At 59.0% G+C, this 25,308-nt stretch carries 25 protein-coding genes and 2 tRNA genes; 13 read left to right on the top strand and 14 right to left on the bottom strand.

The features are described from left to right. Window positions 1-179: 179 nt before the first annotated feature. The 4 genes from MHX61_RS06870 to gyrA form a co-directional block, all read right to left on the bottom strand. Window positions 180-252, bottom strand: a tRNA-Ala gene (locus tag MHX61_RS06870). 9 nt (window positions 253-261) lie between these two features. Further along, window positions 262-338: transfer RNA gene (locus MHX61_RS06865), tRNA-Ile, on the bottom strand. Between the two features lie 162 nt (window positions 339-500). After that, window positions 501-839 (bottom strand): DUF3566 domain-containing protein, encoded by a 339-nt coding sequence (locus MHX61_RS06860; RefSeq protein ID WP_049378050.1) that lies wholly within the window; start codon window positions 837-839, stop codon window positions 501-503. 3 nt (window positions 840-842) lie between these two features. Continuing rightward, window positions 843-3,395 carry a DNA gyrase subunit A gene (gene gyrA, locus MHX61_RS06855; protein ID WP_239193727.1) on the bottom strand — a complete coding sequence of 851 codons (2,553 nt, stop codon included), beginning with the start codon at window positions 3,393-3,395 and terminating at the stop codon, window positions 843-845. A gap of 78 nt (window positions 3,396-3,473) precedes the next feature. Here gyrA and MHX61_RS06850 point away from each other — a divergent pair, with 78 nt between their 5' ends. The 5 genes from MHX61_RS06850 to MHX61_RS06830 are packed head-to-tail and all read left to right on the top strand — an operon-like array spanning window position 3,474 to window position 6,333. Continuing rightward, entirely contained in the window at window positions 3,474-3,695 is a 222-nt protein-coding gene (locus tag MHX61_RS06850) for a CopG family transcriptional regulator (protein WP_204610636.1), read from the top strand. Between the two features lie 6 nt (window positions 3,696-3,701). Beyond that, window positions 3,702-3,962 (top strand): cell filamentation protein Fic, encoded by a 261-nt coding sequence (locus MHX61_RS06845; protein ID WP_204610638.1) that lies wholly within the window; start codon window positions 3,702-3,704, stop codon window positions 3,960-3,962. 38 nt (window positions 3,963-4,000) lie between these two features. Then, window positions 4,001-4,357 (top strand): hypothetical protein, encoded by a 357-nt coding sequence (locus tag MHX61_RS06840; RefSeq protein WP_239193725.1) that lies wholly within the window; start codon window positions 4,001-4,003, stop codon window positions 4,355-4,357. A 20-nt stretch (window positions 4,358-4,377) separates the two neighbouring features. Then, window positions 4,378-4,815 (top strand): hypothetical protein, encoded by a 438-nt coding sequence (locus tag MHX61_RS06835; RefSeq protein WP_239193723.1) that lies wholly within the window; start codon window positions 4,378-4,380, stop codon window positions 4,813-4,815. Between the two features lie 42 nt (window positions 4,816-4,857). Further along, the gene (locus tag MHX61_RS06830; protein ID WP_239193721.1) at window positions 4,858-6,333 is read left to right on the top strand and encodes an MFS transporter; all 1,476 of its coding nucleotides are present in this window, start codon (window positions 4,858-4,860) and stop codon (window positions 6,331-6,333) included. A 69-nt stretch (window positions 6,334-6,402) separates the two neighbouring features. On the opposite strand, the gene gyrB is transcribed toward MHX61_RS06830, so the two are convergent. From gyrB to dnaA, 5 genes are all read right to left on the bottom strand, one after another. Beyond that, window positions 6,403-8,472, bottom strand: coding sequence for a DNA topoisomerase (ATP-hydrolyzing) subunit B (gene gyrB, locus MHX61_RS06825; RefSeq protein ID WP_239193719.1), 2,070 nt, complete (start codon window positions 8,470-8,472; stop codon window positions 6,403-6,405). A gap of 157 nt (window positions 8,473-8,629) precedes the next feature. Continuing rightward, complete coding sequence (locus MHX61_RS06820) at window positions 8,630-9,199, bottom strand: DciA family protein (RefSeq protein ID WP_005326879.1); 570 nt, start codon at window positions 9,197-9,199, stop codon at window positions 8,630-8,632. Next, window positions 9,192-10,367 (bottom strand): DNA replication/repair protein RecF, encoded by a 1,176-nt coding sequence (gene recF / locus MHX61_RS06815; RefSeq protein WP_239193717.1) that lies wholly within the window; start codon window positions 10,365-10,367, stop codon window positions 9,192-9,194. The genes MHX61_RS06820 and recF overlap by 8 nt, the downstream gene beginning before the upstream one ends. After that, the gene (gene dnaN / locus MHX61_RS06810; protein WP_005325994.1) at window positions 10,367-11,548 is read right to left on the bottom strand and encodes a DNA polymerase III subunit beta; all 1,182 of its coding nucleotides are present in this window, start codon (window positions 11,546-11,548) and stop codon (window positions 10,367-10,369) included. Before dnaN ends, recF begins: the two co-directional genes overlap by 1 nt. A 732-nt stretch (window positions 11,549-12,280) precedes the next feature. Next, the gene (dnaA, locus tag MHX61_RS06805) at window positions 12,281-13,918 is read right to left on the bottom strand and encodes a chromosomal replication initiator protein DnaA (RefSeq protein ID WP_239193716.1); all 1,638 of its coding nucleotides are present in this window, start codon (window positions 13,916-13,918) and stop codon (window positions 12,281-12,283) included. A gap of 670 nt (window positions 13,919-14,588) precedes the next feature. On the opposite strand from dnaA, the gene rpmH reads away from it, so the two are divergent. Genes rpmH through MHX61_RS06765 form a run of 8 tightly spaced genes read left to right on the top strand, consistent with a single transcriptional unit; the run spans window position 14,589 to window position 19,475 of the window. Then, a complete protein-coding gene (rpmH, locus tag MHX61_RS06800) occupies window positions 14,589-14,732 on the top strand; it encodes a 50S ribosomal protein L34 (RefSeq protein ID WP_003847033.1) in 144 nt (47 codons plus the stop codon). 3 nt (window positions 14,733-14,735) lie between these two features. After that, window positions 14,736-15,098, top strand: a complete 363-nt coding sequence (gene rnpA, locus MHX61_RS06795) for a ribonuclease P protein component (RefSeq protein ID WP_005326013.1) — start codon at window positions 14,736-14,738, stop codon at window positions 15,096-15,098. 47 nt (window positions 15,099-15,145) lie between these two features. Then, window positions 15,146-15,361 carry a membrane protein insertion efficiency factor YidD gene (gene yidD / locus MHX61_RS06790; protein ID WP_005326014.1) on the top strand — a complete coding sequence of 72 codons (216 nt, stop codon included), beginning with the start codon at window positions 15,146-15,148 and terminating at the stop codon, window positions 15,359-15,361. A gap of 13 nt (window positions 15,362-15,374) precedes the next feature. Continuing rightward, on the top strand, window positions 15,375-16,352 hold the full coding sequence (gene yidC / locus MHX61_RS06785; protein WP_239193715.1) for a membrane protein insertase YidC: 978 nt from the start codon (window positions 15,375-15,377) through the stop codon (window positions 16,350-16,352). Between the two features lie 29 nt (window positions 16,353-16,381). After that, window positions 16,382-16,981 carry a 16S rRNA (guanine(527)-N(7))-methyltransferase RsmG gene (rsmG, locus tag MHX61_RS06780; RefSeq protein ID WP_239193735.1) on the top strand — a complete coding sequence of 200 codons (600 nt, stop codon included), beginning with the start codon at window positions 16,382-16,384 and terminating at the stop codon, window positions 16,979-16,981. Window positions 16,982-16,991: 10 nt separating this feature from the next. Beyond that, window positions 16,992-17,840, top strand: coding sequence for a ParA family protein (locus MHX61_RS06775; RefSeq protein WP_005326017.1), 849 nt, complete (start codon window positions 16,992-16,994; stop codon window positions 17,838-17,840). Between the two features lie 6 nt (window positions 17,841-17,846). Continuing rightward, entirely contained in the window at window positions 17,847-18,887 is a 1,041-nt protein-coding gene (locus tag MHX61_RS06770) for a ParB/RepB/Spo0J family partition protein (protein WP_239193714.1), read from the top strand. A 9-nt stretch (window positions 18,888-18,896) separates the two neighbouring features. Continuing rightward, window positions 18,897-19,475, top strand: coding sequence for a hypothetical protein (locus MHX61_RS06765; RefSeq protein WP_239193713.1), 579 nt, complete (start codon window positions 18,897-18,899; stop codon window positions 19,473-19,475). A 10-nt stretch (window positions 19,476-19,485) separates the two neighbouring features. Here MHX61_RS06765 and MHX61_RS06760 read toward each other — a convergent pair whose 3' ends face one another. From MHX61_RS06760 to pepN, 5 genes are all read right to left on the bottom strand, one after another. Beyond that, on the bottom strand, window positions 19,486-20,667 hold the full coding sequence (locus MHX61_RS06760) for an N-acetylmuramoyl-L-alanine amidase (protein ID WP_239193712.1): 1,182 nt from the start codon (window positions 20,665-20,667) through the stop codon (window positions 19,486-19,488). Between the two features lie 87 nt (window positions 20,668-20,754). Then, a complete protein-coding gene (gene trxA, locus MHX61_RS06755) occupies window positions 20,755-21,078 on the bottom strand; it encodes a thioredoxin (RefSeq protein WP_049378064.1) in 324 nt (107 codons plus the stop codon). A 6-nt stretch (window positions 21,079-21,084) separates the two neighbouring features. Continuing rightward, window positions 21,085-22,011: a thioredoxin-disulfide reductase gene (trxB, locus tag MHX61_RS06750; protein WP_239193711.1), complete on the bottom strand. Its 927-nt coding sequence runs from the start codon at window positions 22,009-22,011 to the stop codon at window positions 21,085-21,087. Window positions 22,012-22,095: 84 nt separating this feature from the next. Next, window positions 22,096-22,644, bottom strand: a complete 549-nt coding sequence (locus MHX61_RS06745) for an RNA polymerase sigma factor (RefSeq protein ID WP_005326023.1) — start codon at window positions 22,642-22,644, stop codon at window positions 22,096-22,098. A gap of 82 nt (window positions 22,645-22,726) precedes the next feature. After that, window positions 22,727-25,252, bottom strand: coding sequence for an aminopeptidase N (gene pepN / locus MHX61_RS06740; RefSeq protein WP_239193710.1), 2,526 nt, complete (start codon window positions 25,250-25,252; stop codon window positions 22,727-22,729). Between the last annotated feature and the right edge of the window lie 56 nt (window positions 25,253-25,308).

Here is a 25,308-nt window from a genome sequence, read left to right as displayed (position 1 = left end):
CAAACCACGCAAAGCACTCAACTGGCGCACCCCAGCCGAAGTCATGACCAACGCCCTCACACAAACCGGTAGCATCAAACCAAACTAACCATCATCGTTGCAACGACCCCTAGAATCCGCCACGACCGCGGAAATGAAAAAGTCCGGCCCCTCCGAAGAGGAAGCCGGACTTCATGCTGTGGAGCATAGGAGAATCGAACTCCTGACCTTCTGCTTGCAAAGCAGATGCTCTACCAATTGAGCTAATGCCCCATTGTTCCGTGGTGGGCCTAGCTGGAATCGAACCAGCGACCTCATCGTTATCAGCGATGCGCTCTAACCGACTGAGCTATAGGCCCTTGTGCGGAACGAGAATTAACTCTACATACTATCCCCGGATTTATACAAATCGCCTGTTCAAGAAGCATTTCAGACCACTAAACAAAAGGGGACGATTCGCACGGAAGAAAGAAAAATACCGGCACCCGAAGGTGCCGGCATCTTCAAACGCAAGAGAGGCGCTAGCGATTGTCTAGGTCGACCCGCAGGCCGCCAAAGACATCCACGATGGCGTTGTAAATAACCGCCATCAGTGGTGCCAGCAACGTAAGGAGAACGGCGAAAATAACGCCGATGAGCGCGGAGGCGGAGATAATGACACCGAAGGTGACCTCGAATCCGCCGCCGACGCCGCCGACGAGGCTATTGAGCGATTCCCAGATGCCCACCTGGTTCAGGCCGATGTAGAGCAGGCATACGGCCAGCATCCAGGCAATGAGTCCGACGAGTGACAAGGCCAGACCAACGCGGAAAGCGGAGGTGGGCGAGATTCGCGTAATCGTTACGTCTCGTCGTGCCATTAATTACTCCTCATCCTTGGAAGCATCGCCAGCCTTGTGCTCCTGCTGGACCTCATCCACGGTCTTTTCGCCCTTGGCTACAGCCTGAGCGTCTTCCTCACCATCTTCTTCGACGTTGCGGTCGATGGCAAGCAGTTCGACGTCGTCAGCCAGGTTCACCAAGCGCACGCCCATGGTCGCACGGGAGGACGGACGAATCTGGTCCACCTCGGTGCGGATGACGCCGCCGGCGGAGGTGATGGCGAAGATCTCGTCATCCTCATCGACGGAGATGGCGCCGATGAGCTTGCCGCGCTTCGGGGTGTACTTGAAGGTCATAACGCCCAAGCCACCGCGGCCCTGCAGGGTGTATTCCTCAATGGCGGTGCGCTTGCCGTAGCCGCCAGAGGTGGCGACCAGAAGGAACTCGCCATCGTGAACCACGGACATGGATAGCAGCTGGTCATCGCCGCGGAAGCGCATGCCCTTCACACCGGCGGTAGCGCGGCCCATGGGGCGCAGCTGGTCGTCGTCGGCAGTAAAGCGGATAGCCTGGCCCTGCTCAGAGGTGAGCAGGATGTCATCGCCCTCGGAGACGAGCTGTGCGCCGATGAGCGCATCGCCCTCGTTGAGGTTGATGGCGATAAGGCCAGCGGAACGAGCGGACTCATAATCGGTCAGGCGGGACTTCTTCACGCGGCCCTGCTGGGTGGCGAGGACCAGGTAAGGAGCGTCCTCGTAGGACTGAATCTGGATGACCTGCGCGATCTTTTCTTCCGGCTGGAATTCCAACAGGTTAGCCACGTGCTGGCCGCGTGCGGCGCGACCGCCCTCTGGCAGCTCATAGGCCTTAAGACGGTAGACGCGGCCGAAGTTGGTAAAGAACAAGATCCAATCGTGCGTGGAGCAGACGAAGAAGTTCTTCACAATATCGTCCTGCTTGAGCTCAGCACCGCGCACGCCCTTGCCGCCGCGCTTTTGCGCCTTATAGGAATCCACCTTGGTGCGCTTAGCGTAGCCGGTGGAGGTAATGGTGACCACGACGTTCTCGCGGGCAATGAGGTCCTCATCGGTGACATCGCCGGTGGCCGGGATGATCTCGGTGCGGCGTTCATCGCCATACTTATCGACGATCTCTGCCAGCTCATCGTGGACAATCTGGCGCTGACGCTCCTCGCGGGCGAGGATGTCCTTCAGGTCAGCAATCTCGCGCTCGATCTCGGCCAACTCGTCGATGATCTTCTGGCGCTCCAAGGCAGCCAGCTTGCGCAGCTGCATGGCCAGGATGGCATCGGCCTGGATATCGTCGACGTCGAGAAGCTCCTTCAAGCCTTCGCGCGCCTCGTCCACGGTGGGCGAACGGCGGATAAGGGCGATGACCTCATCCAGCATGTCCAGGGCCTTGACCAAACCGCGCAAGATGTGGGCGCGCTTCTCGGCCTCGTTCAAGCGGTACTGGGTACGGCGAACGATGACCTCGATCTGGTGCTCCACGTAGTAGCGCAGCATCTGATCCAGGCGGAGGGTGCGCGGCACGCCGTCAACAATGGAGAGCATGTTGGCACCGAAGGAGGTCTGCAGCTGGGAGTGCTTGTAGAGGTTATTGAGCACCACGCGAGCCACAGCGTCGCGCTTCAGGGTGACCACGATGCGCATGCCCACGCGGTCGGAGGACTCATCCTCGATCTTGGAAATGCCCGCAATCTTGCCGCTGGCCACGGACTCCGCGATATTGGAGATGAGGTTATCCGGGTTGACCTGGAACGGCAGCTCGGTAATCACGATGGTCTGACGGGAGCCAGACTCCTCGATGGAGGTCACACCGCGCATGCGGATGGAGCCGCGGCCGGTGGTGTAGGCATCCTTAATGCCCTGATCGCCCACAATGAGGCCAGCGGTGGGGAAATCCGGGCCCTTGACGCGTTCCATGCAGGCTTCCAGCGCAGCCTCTTCATCGGCGTCTGGGTTATCCAGCATCCAGTAGATGGCCTCGGCCAGCTCGTTGAGGTTATGCGGCGGAATATTGGTGGCCATACCCACGGCAATACCGCCAGAACCGTTCATGAGCAGGTTCGGAACGCGGGACGGCAGGACGTCCGGCTCGCTGGTCTTGCCATCGTAGTTGGGCGAGAAGTCCACGGTGTTCTCGCGGATATCGCGCACCATCTCCATGGCCAACGGGGTGAGCTTACACTCCGTATAACGCATTGCTGCCGGGCCATCGTTACCGCGGGAACCGAAGTTACCCTGGCCATCCACCAGCGGATAGCGCATGTTCCAGGACTGGGCCAGACGCACCAAGGTGTCATAGATGGCGGAGTCACCGTGCGGGTGGAACTGACCCATGGTGTCCGAAACCGGGCGGGCGGACTTCACGTAGCCACGCTCCGGGCGGTAACCGGAATCGAACATCGCGTAGAGGATGCGGCGGTGCACCGGCTTCAGGCCATCGCGCACCTCCGGCAGGGCGCGGCCGACGATGACGGACATGGCGTAGTCGATGTAACTCGACTCCATCTCCTCATTAATGTCAATGGGAAATATGCGATCAAAAAGATCGTCGTTATTGTCACTCATAACGCCAAATTCTACCCTCTAGCGCCTTTCAGGGCTCGAATTGCCGCACGGGTGGTATCACCGTGGTATCACTGAAGTATGGCAATGACATTGCGGCTCACAGACGAGCAGGATCACGCCCTTACCTTGTTGGCTTCCGCGCAGGGCACCTCCAAGCACGAGGCGGTGGTGCGCGCCGTTGTTTCAGCGGCAGCCCGCACGCTTGCCGACGCCCACGTGCAATCCACCGCCCGCGCCCTCCTCCCCGGCCGCGCTGAACTAGAGACGGAAATCCGCCGGGCTCGGCCCGCGCGGCCTTAGGTAGTCATGAGCACTGAGCAGCTCTGCCTCTTAGCGCAGGAGTTTTGCGCACGCTTTAACGTTCGCATCACCAACTTCGCCGCTCTTGCGGCCGCCGCAGCCGCCAGCACCGCCAAGTTAGAAGGAATAGCCATCCACGACAGCCACCGCGATGCCGCCGGTTCCATGGCGGAGGTCTTAGCTCGTGTGCCGGCGCTAAGCGGGCATAACGCAGAGTTCGCAAAGTTCAGCGTGCGCGTCTACCTTAGTGTTAAAGAAGTTGCCTAAGTTATTGGGGATAGTGACCCAAGAAAGGAACTACCACCATGTCCCACTTCAAAAAGATCGCCGCCTCGAGCCTGACCGCCGTGGCGCTAGCTGCCACCGCCGTCACTGCTCCTACCGCCACTGCAGCTGATGCTGATTCCTGGAAAGACAACATGAATCCAGACTTTGAACAAGGCCAGCCTGGTGGCTCCTCTACTGGCTCTTCCCAGCTGGACCTCACTTTGATCATCACCGCAGCGGCTGCTGGCGTCACCGCGCTGGCTGGTGCCGTGGCTCTTTACTCCCCTAACGTGGATCTGGAAAAAGCCGCGCGCGATGCCGGCTTGAGCCAGATCGCCGATCAGATCGCCGCGATTCAGGCCAACCTTCCCGGCTTGCCGGGACAGCCCGCCTAACTCGCGTAAGGTGGTGCAGCATGACACATCTTTCTGAACTTATGTGGGGTCCGCAGCGCACTGCGGTAGTAAGCGATTGTGGCGAGTTGGTTGAGGGGGTCGTCGCCAAGCAATCGGGCATTACCGGTATGGCGCTGAAAGGCGCCGTCGCCGCCGCAAAGAAGGTCGATTCCGCCATCATTACCAAGGCCCTAGGCCGCGTGTTGCCGGATGTCCTGGATGCTCTGGATCCGCACTGGCAAGAATTTTCGGAAAGTTCCGAGCAGGATTTCGGTTCCTTCGTGGAGCCGCGCAGCGCCCAGGTGAGCGATTCCATCATGTCGGTAGCCGATAAGCACGCAGAGCAAATCAATTCCCCCGCGCTGTCCAAGCCTTATAACTCCCTGCGCGGCAAGGCCTCGAAATTCCTCACCCCCGCGGTCCCAGATTTCGGCCGCGTACTGCAAAAGCATATGTAGTTTCCTTGCGGTTGAATCGCATTCCAAACGCCAGGTATAAGTGTGGAAGTGACTACTTCCGAAGCTAACCAAACTGAGTACCCCGCCGGCCAGGATCCTGCCCGCTGGCGGGTACTTATCGTTTTGCTCACGGCACTCTTTATGTCGCTGCTGAGCGTATCCATCGTCAACGTGGCCCTGCCGTCTATTCAATCTGGCCTCGGAGCCTCTAATTCGGATGTGCAATGGGTACTCTCCGGCTATGCACTCACCTTCGGCGTTATCCTCGTGGCGGCCGGTCGCGCCGGAGATCTCGTCGGCCGCGGCGGAATCTTTTTAGCGGGCATCGCTATTTATTCCATCAGTGCTGCGGTCGCCGGCTTCGCTCCAAACGCTGAATCACTCAATGCCGCCCGCTTTATCCAAGGCGTAGGTGCCGGCCTACTCAACCCACAAGGCGTGGGCATGATCCAGCAGTACTTCCGCGGTGCCGAACGGGCCCGCGCCTTTGGATATTTTGGCTCCACGGTGGGGATAGCCGTAGCCATCGGGCCAGTGCTCGGCGGCCTGCTCATTCGCCTCGGCGGACCGGATCTGGGTTGGCGATTGACCATGCTGGTCAATTTCCCCGTCGGCCTAGTCGCTATCGTTTTGGGACTGACCTGGTTTCCACGGCCACTGTTTTCCCGGGTGCGCGATGAAGCAGGAAATAAGCTGGGTGTTTTCAAGACCTTGGCTACCCTTGATCCCATCGGCGCGCTGATCCTGGGTACCGCCGTGTGGGCTATCCTCTTCCCCTTCATGGAATCCTCTGGATCACCGGCCGTGTGGTGGCTTCTACTGCTAGGGGCCGTTCTGCTCGTAGCGTGGGTACAGTGGGAGCGCCACCACAAATCCACTGGTCATCCGCCGATGGTGGACCTCAATATCTTTTCCACCCCAAGCTTTCGCAATGGCACCATCATCGCCACCTTGTGGTTTATGGGCATTACCAGCATTTGGGTGCTCGTGGCACTCTACTTCCAAAGCGGACTCGGACACTCCGCCCTCGCGGCCGGATCCGTAGGTATCCCCGCCGCCTTATTGAGCTCCATTTCCGCTACACTGGCCGGCCGATCCGTATCCGTCCACGGCCGCAAAGTCGTGGTGCTGGGCATGCTCGTGACCATCTCCGGCCTCATTGCCACCATTGCGCTCATCTGGGCCACTGAGCAATGGGGCGCTAGTGAATGGTGGATGGTCCTTTCGCTGGCCTTTGTTGGCGGCGGGCAAGGCTCGGTCATCTCCCCCAACCAAACGCTCACCTTGGCGCATGTTCCACAGGCCTACGCCGGATCGTCCGGCGCCGTCCTCCAAACCGGGCAGCGCATCGGTACGGCCATTGGGCTTGCCGTTATTACGGCCATCGTTTTTGCCACCTTGCACGGCACGAGCGCGGACTGGCCGCTGTCCATCATTGCCGGCTTCGGCGTCATCCTCGCCATGTGCCTCGCTTCCCTAGGATTCGCCATAGCGGATCAGCGCAGCTCCCAGGCCTAGGCCCGGCGCTTTCCGACGCCACAATTAAAGCCCACCGCGGTAATTCCACGGTGGGCTTCATGCTGCGCTTTAGATATCCAGGAAGCGGACGTCCTTCGCGCGGCGGGTAATAAAGGAGCGGCGGGCCGAGACATCGTCACCCATGAGGATGGAGAAGAGCTCATCGGCGCGCTGCGCGTCTTCCAAGTCCACACGGCGCAGGATGCGGGTGCTCGGGTCAAGCGTGGTCTCCCACAGCTCAGCGGCGTTCATCTCGCCCAGACCCTTGTAGCGTTGGATGCCGTCATCTTTGTTGATCTTGCGGTTTTGCTCCAGGCCCTCGGCCAGCAGCTTATCGCGCTCGTCGTCGGAAAAGGCATAGCCCGGAGTACCCTTGGACCACTTGAGCTTGTACAGCGGCGGGTTAGCCAGGTACACGTGCCCGTCCTCAACCAACTGGGGCATGAAGCGGAAAAGCAGGGTCAATAGCAGCGTAGCAATGTGCTGGCCGTCGACGTCGGCATCGGCCATGAGCACGATCTTGTCGTAGCGCAGCTTCTTGATATCGAATTCCTCGTGGATACCGGTACCCAGTGCGGTAATAATCGCTTGGACCTCAGCATTCTTGAGGACCTTATCCATGCGGGCCTTCTCCACGTTCAAGATCTTGCCGCGCAGCGGCAAGATGGCCTGGAACATGGAATCGCGGCCGCCCTTAGCAGAGCCACCTGCGGAGTCACCCTCCACGATGTAGAGCTCGGAAATCTTCGGATCCTTCGAGCGGCAATCCGCGAGCTTGCCTGGCAGGCCACCGAGGTCGGTGGCGGACTTGCGGCGCACCATCTCGCGAGCCTTGCGGGCAGCCATGCGAGCATGCGCGGAGGACACGGCCTTATTGATGATGGCCTTAGCCTCAGCCGGGTTGGCATCGAACCAGTCATTGACGTGCTCGTTGACCGCGCGCTGGACAAAGCCCTTGATCTCGGAATTGCCCAGCTTGGTCTTGGTCTGGCCCTCGAACTGCGGATCGCCCACCTTGACGGAAATGACTGCCGCCAAGCCTTCGCGGCAGTCATCGCCGGAAAGGTTGCCGTCCTTTTCCTTGAGGAGCTTATGCTCCTTGGCGTAGCGGTTCATCAGGGAGGTCAGGGCCGCACGGAAGCCCTCTTCGTGCGTGCCGCCCTCGTGGGTGTTGATGGTATTGGCAAAGGTGTGAACGGACTGCTTATAGCCCTGGTTCCACTGCAGCGCTACCTCGACCTCGTGATCCTCGCCCTTCGCATCGAAGGAAACGATGGTCGGGTGGATCGCGGTCTTGGACTTATTGAGGTACTTGACGTAGTCGGTCAAGCCATCCGGGTAGTGGAAGGTTACCTTCTTGCGGCGCTTCTTATCCGCCGCAGCGTCCTTCGCCTCGCCGGATTCTTCGTTGAAGGTATCTCCGGCGTCCGGGGCATCATCGAAGGAGGTTTCATCCGCGCTGGTCTCGCCGGATTCTGCATCGGCGATCTCTTCCAGCTCGATCTGTTCTTCGGTGACGCGCTCATCAATGAGCTCAATGCTCAGGCCCTTATTCAGGAAGGCCATTTCCTGCAGGCGGCGCGAAATGGTGTCGTAATCGTACTCGGTAGTTTCAAAAACTTCCGGGTCCGCCCAGAAGCGGATCTTGGTACCCGTGCCGCGGGCATTGCCGCCCTCAACCAGATCATCCGGGATGGCGTTCTGGAAGTTTTGGTACCAGTGCTTGCCGTCGCGCTTGATCTCCGCCTCCACGCGGGTAGAAAGCGCGTTCACCACGGAAATGCCGACGCCGTGCAGGCCGCCGGAAACGGCGTAGGAGTCGGAGTCGAACTTACCGCCGGCGTGCAGCTGGGTCATGACCACCTGGATGGTAGGTGCGCCAGAGGCGTGCATTTCTACCGGGATGCCGCGGCCATTATCGATGACCTCGACGCCGCCATCTTCCAGCAGCTTGACGGTAACTTTGTCGGCGTAGCCGGCCATGGCCTCATCGACGGAGTTATCGACGATCTCCCAAATGAGGTGGTGCAGGCCGCGCGAACCGGTCGAACCAATGTACATGCCGGGGCGCTTACGGACGGCCTCGAGACCCTCCAGGATCGTAATTGACCCGGCATCATATGCGTGTTCTTCAGCCACGGATTCGTGCTCTCCTTTTGGCTATAGCTAATTCTAAGACCTTGACTATTCTACACGGATACCCCCTACTGAAAGACACCCCACACCCGTGAGAGATAGGAATCTGGGGCGCTCTGAGGTTATTTACGTTGTGCAGGTCTGAGTAAACCTCAGCCTATTAGCCATAGGTATCTTGTGATCCTTGCGGTTTGACCCACTGCCGCCCCTCATAGTTGCGCCTTTGCTTCGGCCCGTGAATCCGCAGTTCCACAATGACATCGGGGCCTAGGCGGTCAGAGATTTTGCGCAGGATTTGCCGCTGCAGGTAGCGCAGCTCCGTTGCCCACGTGGAGTTATCGCAGGATACATAGACAATCTTGTCCTTAATCCGCTGCGGCTGCGTATGCGCGGCAATGCGCTCGCCCACCAGATGCTCCCAATTGCCCATCACCCAGCCATTGGCCAGATCATGCTCCCACCCACGATTGACCACCTCGCGGTTAATTTGGGATCCCAGGCTCGGCACGGCCAGGGTGCGCCGCTTCTTCCTGCCATCCGGGCCAGTGGGTATGCCCCGTTGATAGCCCATATACCCCTGCTTTTGCGCCTTCTCCAGCGAAGGCACCGGCATCTTCGGCACCGGGCGGGTCAGCTTCGGCGGGTTCTTGGAGGTGGACCGAACAAGCTTGAAGTACTGGGTGACGGGATCGATGCGCTGCTTGCCGACGCCCCCTTGATCCTCACTCATTCCCCTCACCTTCCTCGGCGCTGAGCTTGGAAATGCGGCCGGTCTCGGTATCTTCTACGCTCACGCGGTAACGCACGATGGGTTCCAAGTTTCCGGGCAGATCCTCATCTACGGCCGCGGTGATGAGCACCTGTTCGGCCTCGGCGGCCAAGTGGACCAGCTGCTTGCGGCGCTTGGCATCGAGCTCGGCAAAGACATCGTCCAAGATGAGCACCGGATCGGATCCTCCCTCCTGGCGCAGGAGGTTGAATTCCGCCAGGCGCAGCGCGATGGCATAGGACCACGTCTCGCCGTGGCTGGCAAAGCCCTTGGCCGGCTGATCGCCCAGGTTGAGCACCAGATCATCGCGGTGCGGGCCCACCAAGGAAATGCCACGTTCGATCTCGCGCTGCCGGGCGGCGGCCAGCTCAGTGAGCATAACCGCTTCGAGTACGTCGCGATCGGAGGTATCGATCGTGGACTTATATTCCACGTGCGCCGGCCGCGATTCTGGTGCCAGGCCGGAATAGGCGGCGGGGATGTGGTCCAAGAGGGCGTCGACAAGCGCAAGGCGTGCGGCGATCACCTGGGCACCGAGCCGGGCAAGCTGCGCATCCCAGGTATCCAAGGTGGCCAACGCAGCGGCGCCATCGCTATCGGAATAGCCGCGTCGCAGGCTGCCGGAGGCCGATTTCAGCAAGGCATTGCGTTGCTTGAGCACCTTGTCGTAGTCGGCCTTCACGCCCGCTAGGCGCGGAGTCCGCGAGGCAATGATGCTATCGAGGTAGGCGCGGCGCCCGGCCGGCTCCCCGCGCACCAGGGCCAAGTCCTCCGGGGAAAAGAGCACAGTTTTTACCACGCCCAGCAACTCACGGGGGCTGCGCAGGCGGGTGCGATTAATCTGTGCTTGGTTGGCCGCGTGGGGCTTAATCAGCAAATGGGTAGTAAGCTCGCGGCCTTGGTTCACCGCGGTAATGGATACCCGCGCGCTGTCTGCGCCCTGGCGCACCAGCGGTGCATCGTGTGAAACGCGGTGGGAAGAAAGGTGGGCGGTATAGCCAATGGCCTCGACGATATTGGTCTTGCCAAAGCCGTTGCGCCCGACAAAAAGGGTGATCCCCGGCCCTAGCTGCACATTAAGTTCGGGCCACGAGCGAAAATCCCGAACATCGAGATCCCTGACGTACATTAGCCCGGCAGGCGAACCGGCATGAGCAGGTAGGTGAAGTTGGTCTCCGGCGTGGGGAAGTTGCCATCTTCATCGGCCTCAGGCAGCTCTTCCGGTTCTGGGATCATGATGGCTGGGCGGGAAGGCTCGGTAAAGCCGAAGACCACGCGGTCGGTATTGATAACGCCCAAGCCATCCTTGAGGTAGCCCGGATTAAAGGCGATGAGGAATTCATCGCGGCCATGGAATGCGCACGGCAGGGTCTCGGTCGCATTACCAGCATCCGCACCGGCGGAAAGGGTTACCTGGCCATCGGCGAATTCCATCCGAATCTGCGCGTTGCGATCCGTCAGCAAAGACACGCGGCGGATTGCTTCCTGCAGAGGGGCGACCTCAATGGAGGCAATATTGGTGTGATTCTTCGGCAGCAGCGGCTGCACATTAGGGAAGTCCGCATCCAGCATGCGCGTGGTGGTCTCGCGATTATCCGCGTGCAGGCCAAAGAGGCCATCGGCACCAATATTGTCATCGGTGCCCACAGCGATTTCCACTGGGATATTCAGGTGCGGATCCAAAGAACGACCGGTTTCCTGCAGGGTCTTCGCAGGCACCAAGAGCTTGGCTTCTACATCCGGCGATTTCGGCTCCCATTCCAAGGTACGCATGGCCAGGCGGAAGCGGTCCGTCGCCGTCATCTCAATGTCCTTGCCACGGATATCCATGTGCACACCGGTGAGCATGGGCAGGGTGTCATCCTTGCCGGCCGCGGCAGCGACCTGGTGGATGGCCTCGACGAACAACTGCGGCTGAATGGTGCCGGTAACCTCCGGCAGGACCGGAAGCTGCGGGTAATCATCCAGAGGGATCAGTGGCAGCTCAAAGCGGGAAGAACCACAGGTAACCAGGGCCTTGGAATCTACCTGGGAGATCTCCACTTCCTTATTGGGAAGGGAAGCGACGATGTCAGAGAGGAGCTTGCCGGCTACCGCGATCTGTCCGGGTTCATCCACCATGCCGGCGATGCGGACGCGGGTGGAAACCTCGTAATCGAAGCCAGTGAACTCAAGACCATTGTCATCCGCGGTGATCAGCATCGCGCGGAGCACGGGCTGGGTGACCTTGGACGGCAGGCTGCGAGCAACCCACGCTACGGCGTTGGCAAGGTCATCTTTGGCAACGCGAAATGACACGGCTTCATCCATGGTGCGAAGAGCTCCTCTGAGGCAAGTAGGAAATTTGTTACTTACAAAAGACTGGCTTCCAACTTACCGCATCGGGCGCGGTGCGCCACAACGTGTAATTCCATCTTTGCCCGCCCGATCGGCGCCTGGCCGAAGATAGGCCGGGCCGAATTCCACACACCCTCTTTCTTCTATACAGATCAGAGAAATAATTTAGTAGTAGTAATAAGCGCTGTGAGATCTGTGGGTAACTAGGTAAATGACAAGTTCAAGACGCAGATCCGGGGTGTGCCAATTCTTGTGATCTTGCTGTGATCAATCGGGGCGAATTGTGGACAACTAACGGGATCACCGTTTTATCCACAGGTTTTGTCATTTGATCACCGATCTACACACAGCGCTGATCACAGGGCAGTTCTCCCAGCATAGGGCCTGTGGAATTTAAAACTGTGAGTAAGATCTACGAATTACAAAAATGAAATTACACAAGTGTGAATAACGCTGTGGATAACTCTTTTCCCAGCTAATTGATTACTTTTAGTGGATCTTCCGGGTTCTTTGTGGAATTACACGAGTGTGTGGGCGGCTGACGGACGGTTCTGTTCCTAGTTTCGGTGTCTCGGCTAAGGAGCTCGGATCTTGTAGTTCTGGTTTCACCTTTAAGTAGCGCGATCAGAATCCGCGAACTGCCAGAGGGAAAACAAAAGCGCCCTCCTTTATATAAGGAAGGCGCTGCGGCAGTGGTGGGGAGAACTACGCGCGACCGCGATTCTTGATGCGCTGGGTAAGCGCCTGGATCTCGTCGTAGGTATTGCGCTTTTCAGTCATCTCTTTGCGGATCTTGCGATCTGCATAAATGACGGTGGTGTGGTCCTTGCCGCCGAACTGTTCACCGATCTTGGGAAGGGATAGTTCGGTCAGTTCGCGGCACAGATACATAGACAACTGGCGTGCATGCGCCACCGCACGCTTCTTGCCAGCACCGCGCAGAGTTTCTACATCAATATCGAAGAATTCTGCCGTGACCTCCATGATCGAGGTAGCGGTGATTTGCCGGTCAGCGGAATCTGGGGCCAAATCACGCAGTGCGATTTCCGCCATCTCTACGTTGATCGGCTCATTCACCAAGGAGGAATAGGCCGAAACGCGGATCAACGCGCCCTCGAGCTCACGAATAGATGACTCAAAACGCGAGGCAATGAGTTCAAGCACGGAGCGATCCACCTCGGTGCCGTCATTGGCCGCCTTCTTCATCAAAATCGCGATACGCGTTTCTAGATCTGGCGGCTGAATATCGGTGATAAGACCGCCTTCAAAGCGGGTGCGGAGGCGATCTTCCAGCGTGGTTAGCTGCTTCGGTGGGCGGTCCGAAGACAAAATGATCTGCTTATTGGCTTGGTGCAGCGCATTGAAAGTATGGAAGAACTCTTCCTGGGTGGATTCTTTGCCTTCCAAGAACTGGATGTCATCGACCATCAAAATATCGAGATTGCGGTAGCGCCGCTTGAATGATTCCTGACGGTCATCGCGCAGGGAATTAATATAGTCATTCGTGAATTCTTCCGAAGACACATACTTCACGCGCAGACCCGGATGCAGTACCTGGGCGTAATTGCCGGCGGCATGCAAAAGGTGCGTTTTGCCCAGACCAGAGCCACCCCAGATAAATAGTGGGTTGTACGCACGTGCGGGGTTCTCGGCCACAGCTACGGCGGCACCATTGGCAAAACGATTCGAAGAACCGATCACGAAGCTATCGAAGGTGTGCTTCGGATTGAGGGAAGTCTCACGGTTGGGATCGTGTGCCGGGGCCTCGCGCGGGATGCGGGCGGAATTGGTGTCAGAACCGGAGAAATTTCCCGCAGATTCTGCCTGCTGTTGGTTATAGTGCTGAGCCAGCTCATCCAGGCTTGCAGGGGCGTGACTTGACTGCCAATTGTTCTGGGAAGGGGCCTGCTGTGCAGCGGCATCCGTTTGCTGCGGGCGCGGAATGTAGTTCTGGGTAGATTCCGTGTTCTGTGGCGGTTGCGATTGAGAGGGCTGCTGTTGTTGAGGGGGAGTTGGCTGTGGTGCAGGGTCCGCGGCCGGCGGCTGTGGCTCTTGCGGGGTGGCAAGGGTAACCGCAAAGGAACACGGCCGACCGAGGTGGCGGGTTAGGGCCTTGGCGATGTGCTCTCCCAACTCATTTTCGACCACATTTTTGGCATCCAGGTTCTCGGCGGCGACGAGGGTGTAGCCCTCGACCATCATGATGGGGCGAACCAGTTGGAGGTAAAGGCGCTGTGAGTGCGAAAAACTAGGGACCTCGGAATTGGGTTGCTCGGATTGTGCGAGCAGGTCATCAACGACCGCGCGCCAAACGGCATGCAGGTTCGCTTGTGGGTCAGTCACAACAGGCTACCTTTGTGGAATTTAGTCGGGGACGGGTGGACATTGAATAACAATTTTCACCGCGGATTCCACTGTGGTTTTCACATCGGTTTTTATCGAGTCACCTCGAACTCCACAGAGTTATCCACAGATGTGGATGAAATAGTTATTCACAGCTTAGTTCATGACTGTGGATAACTCTTCATTGGCCGGTTTATGGCCTTACGCTGCGGAAACTACAAAAGTCTCAAGCGTTGATTTAGAGTTATCCACATGACCGGTTGGGCTGTGGAATTTGATTCTTCTGTTCTACCGCCGAAACGGCGGGTGTGTCTAGCGAGAAAAATTCACCACCCGGGAGTAGGTCGGGGTGGGCCTTGCGGTGTGGTGGATTAGGTGCAGCAAGAGCACAGAATCTGGCCCTCTAGCTGCAGGAAAAAACATTTATGTAATTTCGGGTGTACCCGGGTGTCGATTTGTTCCCAGCGGCAGAAATCACGTAATCTGGCATGGTCTATTGCAACGAAGAGTTGCGCGTGAAAGTGACAGCGTCACCTCGCACTGGCTGGGCCCGTCGGCTAGCCGTGCACCGGAGAGACTGTGATGCGTCAGGTTCATGGAATCTATTCATCAGTGGGCGTGCCGCTGCATCGCGGTGGTGTGCCTACGCACAACTTCAAGGAGAATTAACGTGGCAAAGGGTAAGCGCACGTTCCAGCCGAACAACCGTCGTCGTGCTCGCAAGCACGGCTTCCGCACCCGCATGAGCACCCGTGCAGGTCGCGCCATTGTTGCAGCTCGTCGCAAGAAGGGCCGCGCAAAGCTGACTGCATAAGTTATGCTTCCAGCCCAGCACAAGCTCACGTCGCCGACGCAATTTCGGCGCACGATGAAGGGCAGTCGCCGGGCGGGCACTCGTACGGTCGTCGTGCATGCGCGCGACAACGCAGGTACGGACAAGGCAGCCGATATCGCCGCCACTGGGCCGCGATTCGGGCTGATTGTTTCTAAAGCCGTCGGGAATGCAGTGGTTCGCCACCGCACCTCCCGGCGGCTTCGCCATGTGTGCATGACATTCATTCCCAAGCTGCCCGCCAGCGTGGACGTTGTCATCCGTGCCTTGCCCGCCAGCGCCACTGCTAGCAGTGAGCAATTAGAAAAAGATCTTGCCAAAGCACTGCGCAAGCAATGGGATATCTAAATTCCCGCGGGGAGGAAATTCCCCCAGCCAGAGGATTGGCCAAACCAATGGTCAAAGTGGTTCGTTTCTACCAAAAACATGTCTCTGGCCTTAAGATGGTATCGACCTGTCGGTTCGAGCCGACATGCAGTGCTTATGCCCTAGAGGCGCTTTCTCAACACGGCGCAATCAAGGGTACGGCGATGGCAATAGCCAGGGTCTGCAAATGTGGCCCCTGGCATCCGGGCGGATTCGATCCGGTCCCGGGTACCAACAACAACTGAGGATTAAACACTCGTGCTTGATTTAATTTACTGGCCAATTTCGGCCGTTTTGTGGTTCTGGCACTGGCTGCTGTCCCTCGTAATGGACCCTGCCTGGGGCATTACCTGGATTCTGGCCATTGTGCTGCTGACCTGGACGCTTAAGGCACTCATGGTCAAGCCGACCATTAGCCAGATTCGTTCCTCGCGCAAGATGCAGGAAATCCAGCCTAAAGTGCAGGAAATCCGCGCGAAGTACGGCAATGATCAAACCAAGGCCGCGCAGGAAATGCAGAAGGTCTACAAGGAGTCCGGCGTTCGTCCGATGGCCGGCTGCCTGCCAGTCTTCGTGCAGATTCCAATGTTCGTTGGTTTGTTCCACGTGCTGCGCTCCTTCGACCGCACCGTCGCGGTAGCCGGTGGCATTGGCCACCCCAGTGGCGATCCAATGTCCGTTGAGGATAACGCCAATACCGCGAACTACATCTTTAAGCCGGAGCTAGTCCAGCAGTTCTTGGATGCCAAGATTTTCGATGTCCCGCTGGTGACCAATCTGCGCTTGAACTCGCCGATTGTGGAGGGCGTTACTACCAGCCAGGCCGCCGTTATCATCGTTCCGATGATCGCCGTGATTGCGGTTATGACGCACTTCAACGCCCGCATGAGCCTGAACCGCCAGGAAAAGCGCCGCGCCGCTGGCAAGACCCAAGCACCGCAGGGGCAGAATGCGGAAATGATGCAGCAGCAAATGGCCATGATGTCCAAGATGATGCTGTGGGTCATGCCAGCCATGCTGGTTTTCTCCGGCTTCATCTGGCCGATTGGCTTGCTGTTCTACATGATGGCCAATACGGTCTGGACCTTCTTCCAAACCCGCATCGTCTATGCCAAGATGGACCGCGAGGAAGAAGAAGAGGAAGCCGCTAAGGTAGAGGCCAAGCGCACTTCCGCGCCTAAGCCGGGTGCCCGCAAGAAGGACAACCGCACCAAGAAACAGCGCAAAAACAAATAAACACGGAGGAGAACCCCATCGTGTCCGAGATGGACCCGTCAGTAGTATTCGGCTCCCGCTTGCCCCTCGCGCAGGCTTACCATGATTCGCTCGCTACAGACGGGTCCACTCGTGGTTTTATAGGCCCCCGCGAGGTGCCACGCCTGTGGGACAGGCACATTATTAACTGCGCCGTCGTCAAGCAGGCAATCCCGGAGGGTGCCATGGTTATCGATGTCGGCTCGGGGGCCGGATTGCCCGGTATTCCGTTGGCCATTGCGCGCCCGGACCTGCAGATCACCCTGATCGAGCCGCTGCTCAAGCGCTATAACTACCTCAACGAGGTCGTAGAAGAGCTGGGCCTAGACAACGTGACGGTCTTGCGCGGCCGTGCTGAGGAAGGCCCGATTAAAAAGGCCGTGGCGGGCGCAGACGTGGTCACCTCCCGCGCCGTCGCACCGCTGGGCAAGCTGGCGAAATGGTCACTGCCGCTCGTACGCAAGGGCGGTGAGATGATTGCGCTGAAGGGCTCTTCGGTACACGAGGAACTGGAACGCGATGCCGATGACATTAAGAAGGCCGGCGGTGGAAAGGCCGAGGTCAGCACCATCGAGGGAACCACGATCATTCGTGTCCCGCGCGTGAACTAAAGTAGACGGCATGACTAATCCGCGCCTTATCACCATTGCTAACCAGAAAGGCGGCGTAGGCAAAACCACCTCCGCCGCCAACTTGGCCGCAGCACTAGCCACAGAGGGCAAAAAAGTGCTGGTGATCGATCTTGACCCGCAGGGAAACGCCTCCACGGCCATGGGCGCGGAACATAATTCCGGCACCGATTCCAGCTATGAGGTGCTCCTTGGGGACTGCACCGCCGAGAAGGCCATGCAGCCCTCCTCGCACAACGAGAACCTTTTTTGCATCCCCGCCACCATTGATCTGGCTGGCGCAGAGATTGAAATGGTCTCCTTGGTGCGTCGCGAATTTCGGCTGTACGACGCCCTGCATAATGGCTTCCTTGAAGAGCATGGCTTTGAATATGTCTTCATTGATTGCCCGCCATCGCTGGGTTTGCTCACCATCAACGCCATGACGTGCGCTGAAGAGGTCATCATCCCGATTCAATGCGAGTATTACGCTCTGGAGGGCGTGGGCCAGCTGCTGGGCAATATCTCCATGATTCGCGAGCACCTCAACGAGGATCTGCATATTTCCGCCGTGCTGCTGACCATGTATGACGCCCGCACGCGCTTGGCCGAGGACGTGGCAGATAACGTCCGCGAACAGTTCGGAGCCGTGGTGCTGGCCAATGTTATCCCGCGCTCCGTGCGCGTTTCCGAGGCACCGGGGTACGGTACTACGGTTATTGATTATGCTCCCTCGTCCACCGGTGCCCGCGCCTACCTTGCGGCCGCGCGCGAGCTTGACCGGCGTGGCGATTACCGCCCGCACCCGACCACCGGGGCGATTGGCGTGAGCCCAGAGATTTACGCGGAATTGGAAGGATAGGAACTCATGGCAGAACAGAAGCAAGGCGGCCTTGGCAAGGGCCTAGCCGCACTCATCCCGTCCGGTCCTGATGCCCCTACCCGCAAGCCGCGCCTGGGTGATTCCGCCGCGGATATTATTTTGGGCAATTCCACCCCGCAGCCGGGCCGGAAGGGTGGTGAAGGCAAGCGCGTAAAGGGAGCCCCCACCATTCAGCAGGGTTCTGGCTCTAAGTCCTCCAAGAAGCGCCAAGCCACCCCGGCTCCTATCGGTGCGACCTACCGTGAGATTTCCATTGGGGATATCATCCCCAACCCGAAGCAGCCGCGCACCGTCTTCGACGAGGATGAACTCGGCGAGCTCGTCCACTCGATCCGCGAGTTTGGTCTGTTGCAGCCCGTTGTCGTCCGTCCTTCCGAGGAAGGCGGCTTTGAGCTCATTATGGGTGAGCGCCGTTGGCGCGCTTCCTCCAAGGCGGGCCTAGCCACGATTCCGGCCATCGTGCGCGATACCAAGGATGACAACCTGCTGCGCGATGCTTTGCTGGAGAACATCCACCGCGTACAGCTCAACCCCTTGGAAGAGGCGCACGCCTACCAACAGCTGCTGGAAGAGTTCGGCGTTACCCAGAACGAGCTGGCGGATCGCATTGGCCGTTCGCGCCCACAGGTGACCAATATGCTGCGCCTGCTCAAGCTGCCGGTAGAGGTACAAAAGCGCGTTGCCGCCGGGACCTTATCTGCCGGCCATGCCCGCGCGCTTTTGTCCTTGGAGGACACCGAGGCCATGGAGTACATTGCCAACCGCATTATCGCGGAGGGCCTTTCCGTGCGCGCTACTGAGGAGGCCGTGACCCTCTACAAGCGCGATGGTAAGCCGGCCGAAGCCAAGAAGAAGCAGCCGGCACCGCAGCCGCAGTACTTTACCGATTCCGCTGAGCGCCTGTCCGACCGCTTCGATACCAAGGTCACCGTGACCATGGGCAAGCGCAAGGGCAAGATGGTCGTGGAATTTGGTGACCAAGAAGATTTCGAGCGCATCATGTCGCTTATTGAGGGCCAGCAGTAGTCCGAGGCGATGATCCTCGAGCCGGTGATCGAAGGCACGCGCATCCACCGCCAGGCTGCGCGTAGTACCTTTTGGGAGCTTGAGGCTGCGGTCAGCGATCCCGTTTTTGAAAAGGAAGCATGGCTGGCTACCACCCTGCTGTCTTTTGGGCAGTGCGGCTTTACCGTGGGCGAGGACGCCACCATTTTGTTTTGCTCCCGCGAGGATGCCGCCGGCACCGCCAAACTTCCCACAGCACCCATTTCTGAGGATGCGGAGGTTATTACCTCGCTCTTCGTCAAGGCGCATCTAGCGGGGCGTGGCATTGAGGCAGTGCTTGTCTACGCCGCCATTATGCACCTAACTAACCGCGGCAGCTGCGCAGTAGAGGCTTTTGGCTATTACGGTGACCCCGTCACTGCGGCAGAATTTTTGGGCCATAAGCCAGCCTATATCGGGCTAATGGCTTATGACACCCTGCGCTCAGCGGGCTTCGAGGTGGCCGCCGATCACCCAGTACTCCCCCGCCTGCGCTTGGAGCTTCCACCGGAGCACGATGTGCTCAGTGCGGCGGCTGTTGAAGATTTGCTTGCTCGCGCTTTGGCTTAGGTGACTAGGTCTAGGCCTGCTCGGCTTGCAGAAGCTCGGAGAACTTATATGCGCCTGTCACGGCGGTGTCCTGCTCCATGAGGTACATGCGCTTTACTGCAATGACGATGGCTTCGGCAATGTCATCGCGGCGGGACGGATTGGTGAGAATCTTTACGTCTTCTGGGTTGGTCAGATATCCTAGCACGATCTGGATGACCGGCATCTGGGTCAGGCGCAGCAGATCCCAGGTGCGGCCGTGGTTGCCGCAGTCTAGCAGCTCGGTGCGGGCGACGATTTCGCGCTGGATGAACCCGGAAAGGGTCTCACCAATGAGCGAGGAATTGCCCAACTCAGAACCAAAGTAGAAGGTAGCAACACCATTGGCCTTCTCATTGGGGTAAGAATCGCAGGCTAGGGAAATGACCATGTCCGCATCGAAGGCATTGGCCAGCTCGGCGCGGGACTTGACGTCCGCATCGGAGGTTCGAGGACGGGAGATGATGGTTTCCATTCCTGCGGCAATCATGCGCCCCTCGATGCGTTGGGTGAGATCCCACAGGATTTCCTGCTCGGAAATATCACCGAAGCGACCCTTGACCAGCTGGCCGGCGTCGCCGCCGCTTAGGGCGGGATCGATGACGACGCGCTTGCCCGCGAGCTTTGGGCCGGCGTTGCGAACGCGCTCACGCTCTTGGATATTGTGCGCGGAACCACCGGTAATACGACGGCCGAGCAGTCCAAGGGCGCGGATGGTGGCGGGGCCGCACACACCGTCTTCTTGCAGGCCGCAGTTGTGTTGGTATTCCTTCAGCGAGGCGTGGGTTTTAGGGCCGAAGTGGCCATCTACACGCTGCTGGTAGAAACCAAGTTCCTGCAGTTGCTGCTGCAGCTGGGAGATATCGTCACCCACCAGTGTATTTGCGGGCTCGTAGCTGAGCACGCGGCTGCCGAGCGTGTACGAGGCTTGGCGCAGTTCGCGCAGGGTGAGGTCATCGATCTCACCCGTGGGCACGATGCCGCGCGATTGCTGAAAGGCCTTGAGGACCTCAGACAAATTGGCATCAAAGCTCTTGTCGCTCTCGGAGTACTTCTGCTTCTTCCATGCAGAAAGCTCCCCCTTGAAATCTGACAAGAGGCCGAGACGGGCCAAGGTGGCGCGAGCCTCAGCTACACGCACGCTTGTATCGCCGACTCGAAGAACGCGATTCACGCCTTTTACCCCTTTCGCAGCCCGCTTTAGTTTGGGCCGCATTCCAGAATTTCTACACGCTTAATCTAATAGAAATTAGATTAACAGTTAAAGCTGCTTTTTCACTTGCGCCACGATGTCATCTTTAGAACGCAGACCAACAAATTCATCTACCTTCTCGCCGTGGTTGAAAATCAGCACATTTGGGATGGACATGATCTGGAACATGGCGCCCAGATTGCGCTCTTCATCGACGTTAACCTTGGCGACGGTGACTTGGCCGTCCAACTCCTCCGCTACCTCTTCCAGGATGGGGGAAAGCTTCTTGCACGGGCCGCACCATTCGGCCCAGAAGTCGACGACGACGGGCTTATCGGACTCGATGACGTCCTTACGGAACGTATCGGTGGTTACTTTCTTGACATTGCTCATACTGAATTAACGGTTTTCTGCGAGGAAATGTTCCGCATCAATTGCCGCACGGCAACCGGAGCCGGCCGCGGTAATTGCCTGCTGGTAGTGGTCATCCACCAAGTCACCGCAGGCGAAAACGCCTGGCAGGGAGGTCTTGGTGGTGGGTTGTTCAACTACAACATAGCCGTTGTCATTGAGTTTGACCTGATCATTGAGGAAGGAAGAGCGCGGATCATGGCCAATTGCTACGAACATGGCAGTGACGTCCAAGGTGGAAGTCTCGCCGTTGGTGACGTCCTTGAGTTTGAGTCCGCCGACCTTGCCATCGGCTTCAATAACTTCTTCGACGACCTTATTGGTCTCCCACTTGATCTTTTCGTTGGCCTGGGCGCGCTCCAGCATGATCTTGGAGGCGCGGAAGTTCTCGGAGCGGTTCACAATGGTGACAGAGTCCGCGAACTTGGTGAGGAAGGTAGCCTCCTCCATGGCAGAGTCGCCGCCGCCGATAACGGCAATATTGTGGTCCTTGAAGAAGAAGCCATCGCACGTAGCGCAGGTGGATACACCGCGGCCGGAGAGTTCTTCCTCACCGGGAACGCCGAGGTGGCGCGGGGCGGCACCGGTGGCGAGGATAACGGTGCGGGCTTCAAAGAGCTCGTCACCCACGTGCAGCTTTTTAATATCGCCTTCCAGCTCTACGGAGTCAACTACCTCCATGCGGAGATCCGCACCGAAGCGGATAGCCTGGGCGCGCATTTCTTCCATGAGCTCTGGGCCCATGATGCCCTTTTGGAAGCCGGGGTAGTTTTCTACCTCGGTGGTATTCATAAGCTCGCCGCCGTACTCGAAGCCCTCGAAGACAATCGGGTTGAGCTCGGCGCGTGCCGCGTACAGCGCGGCGGTGTAACCGGCAGGGCCGGAACCTACGATGGCAACATCGTGGACGGTCATTGCTAACTCCCTAAAATCAGAGTGTGGTTTCGCGTAACGCCCTGAGTCTACCCGCCACGCTGACAAACGTCGGTATTAGCAAACTCACCCCATGGCGGCGCGTAGGACTTCCCTCGCTCGGGCGCGGCGGGATTTAATGGTGCCGGGCTTTACCCCTTGGGCGGTGGCAACTTCGCCGACACGGAACCCGGCGACGTCGGTAAGCACCAGCGCCTCGCGCTGATCCTCGCGCAGCAGCTGCATGGCTTCTCGCACCACTAGCTGCTCCGCTAGGTTTTCGGAAGGGTTATGCGCGAGCAGCGGGTTGCGATCGTCGTCGAAGTCCTCCGCATCTAAAGAAGCATTTTCCCTGTTAGAGCGGTGGTTCAAGTAGTCATAGCCAGAATTTTTCACCAGCCGGTGCAGCCAGGTCGAAAGCGCAGACTCGCGGCGATAGGAGTGCAGGTTGCAGCTGGCGCGCAGGAAGGCCTCCTGGACCACATCTTGGGCATCATGATCGTTTCTGGTGTAGCGCCGCGCCACCGTGGTCAGCCGCGTGCGGTGGCGTTCCACGATGGTGGAAAAGGCCTTATTATCCCCCTCAATAAAAGCATCAACTAGTTCTTCGTCACTGCGGTCATGGCTCAGCGTCATATGTAGATTCCCCCCGGATCAACAACTGTTATACACAGTGTGACCCGAGGGGAATTAGGGCGCGAGCGCTAGGCGGTACAGTCTATTGACCAGCCCGCACGCGCAGGGTGCGCCGCAGGTTATCGCGGCATTCCAGCAGGATGCGGCGCAGCGCTCCTGGCAGATCCCGATGCAGCAGGCGCGTGGTGGCGGCATCGGCCATCGGCAACTCTGGGTAGAAGCCACGGATGAGGCGGTTAGCAATCTCAATCGGGTGCGCGGCCCAGATATCTTCCACGCGGGAGAAGAACTCCTCCGCAAAGGCCTCCTGCAAGCTAGCTGAGCGCGGGGCATTGAATCCGGCGACCAGTGCGTCGACCTCGGCATTGGAATATGCGCCGGGCGTGAGCGCCTTATCGAACGCGGAGCGCTTGGTCTCCGGCGTGGGGAACGCGTGGCTGGCGCCGAGGAATTCGGTAGCGCCGGTCAGCGTATTATCGCGCTGCTTTTCCTCTTCGAGCTCGGCCAGAGTTACGCCATTGCGGGCAGCGAGGGCGCGCAGGATCGACCAGCGGATTTCGGGGTCCAAGCGAAGGCCGACAATGTCACCGGAGAGCAGGGCCTTAAGGCGTTCGGTGCCGGATTCCTCCGGCGTTGTGGCGAGTGCGCGGATGGCGGCGCGAGCGAGCACAAGCTGGGCGTCCGAGGCTGGTTCGGCCTCGGCCAGGTGGCCCCAGATCGCCTCGGCATAGTCGGTGCGGACCTGCTCGCGGTCGGCGTCTGCCACATAGTGTGCAATGGCGAAATTGGCATTGGCGCAGGCAGTAGCCAGCAGCGTCGTGTTGGTCTCGTAGGCTTCGTGCTTGACGACGACCCCCACATAGTCAATCGCCGACATTTCCCCATCGCGGGTGAGGTTCCACAGGGCGGTCCAGATTACCGCGCGGGTCAATTCATCCTCGATCTCGGTCAGGCGCTCGCCCGCTGTGTCTAGGGAGGTCTCGTCGAAGCGAATCTTGGCGTAGGTATGGTCGGCGTCGTTAAGCAGCAGCAATGCCGGGGCCGGAAGGCCTGCCGCTTCATCGATGATGGTGCGGGTGGTGCCATCGCCGGCGGGGAGATCGATGTCGATCTCGCGGTACTTGTGCAGGGACGCATCAAAGAGCGAAGCGCTCAGGCGGTGCGGCCGAGTGACGTCCTCGGCGTCTGCACTGACGGCCAGCTCCGCAATTTTCTCGCCTTCGGTGTGCAACTCCGGGGTGAGGGTATCCGGGCCCCAGGTTCGCAGCCAGGCCTGCGACCAGGCATCAAGATCGCGGTCCGTGTGCTTCTTGAGTGCCCGCAGGAGGTCATCAAAGGTGGCGGCGGCAAAGGCGTGCTCCTGGAAGTAGTCGCGCGCACCGGCGTAGAAATTATCGCGGCCGACGTAGTGCACCAGCTGCTTGAGCACCGCCGCTCCCTTGGCATAGGTAATGCCATCGAAGTTCTGACGTGCGGCATCCACGTCCGGGATTTCCGCCTTGATGGGGTGCGTGGTGGGCAGCTGATCCTGCAGGTAGGCCCAATTCTTGCGGGCGCCGGCAAAATTGGCCCAGGCCTCGGTGTAGTCGGTGCCGTGGACGGAAGAATCCGCGCCCATAAATTCCGCGAAGGACTCCTTGAGCCACAGGTCATCCCACCACTGCGGAGTGACCAGATCACCGAACCACATATGGGACATCTCGTGCAGGATGGTATTTGCACGGCCGGCATGCTGCGCGCGGGTGGCGCGGGAGCGGAAAATGTAGTTCTCCGTAAATGTCACTAGGCCGGGGTTTTCCATGGCACCCAGGTTGTATTCGGGTACAAAGATGGAATCGTACTTGCCCCACGGATAGGGATAGCCAAAGTTCTGGTGGAAAAAGTCCATGCCTTGGGCAGTAAGCTCCAGGATTTCCTCGTCCAGGTGCTCAAACATGGATGCGCGCGCAAAGGCGCGCAGCTGTGCCGAGTGGCTGCCATCCGGGGCGGTCCACGTGCGCTCTTGGTACCGGTAGGGGCCGGCGGCGAAAGAAGTCAGGTACGTCGACAGCGGCGGGGTTGGCGCAAAAGTAACGGTGGCGAGATCGCCCTCCTCGCTGCGTTCGACTTCCGGTTGGTTGGAAAGGATCTGCCACCTTTTCGGTGCGGTCATGCGCACGTGGAAGACGGCCTTGAGATCCGGCTGCTCCAGGCAGGGGAAGATGCGGCGAGCATCGGAAGGCTCGAGGTGTGAATACAGGTAGGTCGCGTCATCGGCCTGATCGTGCATCCGATGCAGACCCTGGCCGGTGCGCGAATAGCGCGAGTAGCCGGTGACCTCGATGGCGAGCTCCTCCCCTACCGGCAGGCCGTGCAGCCGGATGATGCTGCCATCAAAGTCCACCTCCTGCGGGGTGCCATTGACCTTGACCTCCGCGACGGATTCGCCCAGGTAATCCAGAAAAAGCTCAGGCTCGCTGCTGCTGAGTTCGAGGCGGGTAGTCACGCGGTAGGTGGGGCTATCGAGTACCTCCGAGAGATCGAGGTGGAGGTGATAGGCGCGCAGGTCCACCGCCGCTGCGCGTTCTTGGAGCAACTCGTGCTGCGTCTTAGTTCGTGGTGCGGTCATATCTACGAACTATAGTTACCGCCGTCACGTAGGGTGCGGGGTTGGGGTCTAAGTTC

The organism is Corynebacterium sp. ACRPF (assembly GCF_022347395.1).
Classification (GTDB): Bacteria; Actinomycetota; Actinomycetes; order Mycobacteriales; family Mycobacteriaceae; genus Corynebacterium; species Corynebacterium tuberculostearicum_D.
The sequence above is the reverse complement of the archived record's forward strand: the minus strand, read 5'-3'. Positions and strand labels throughout refer to the sequence as shown.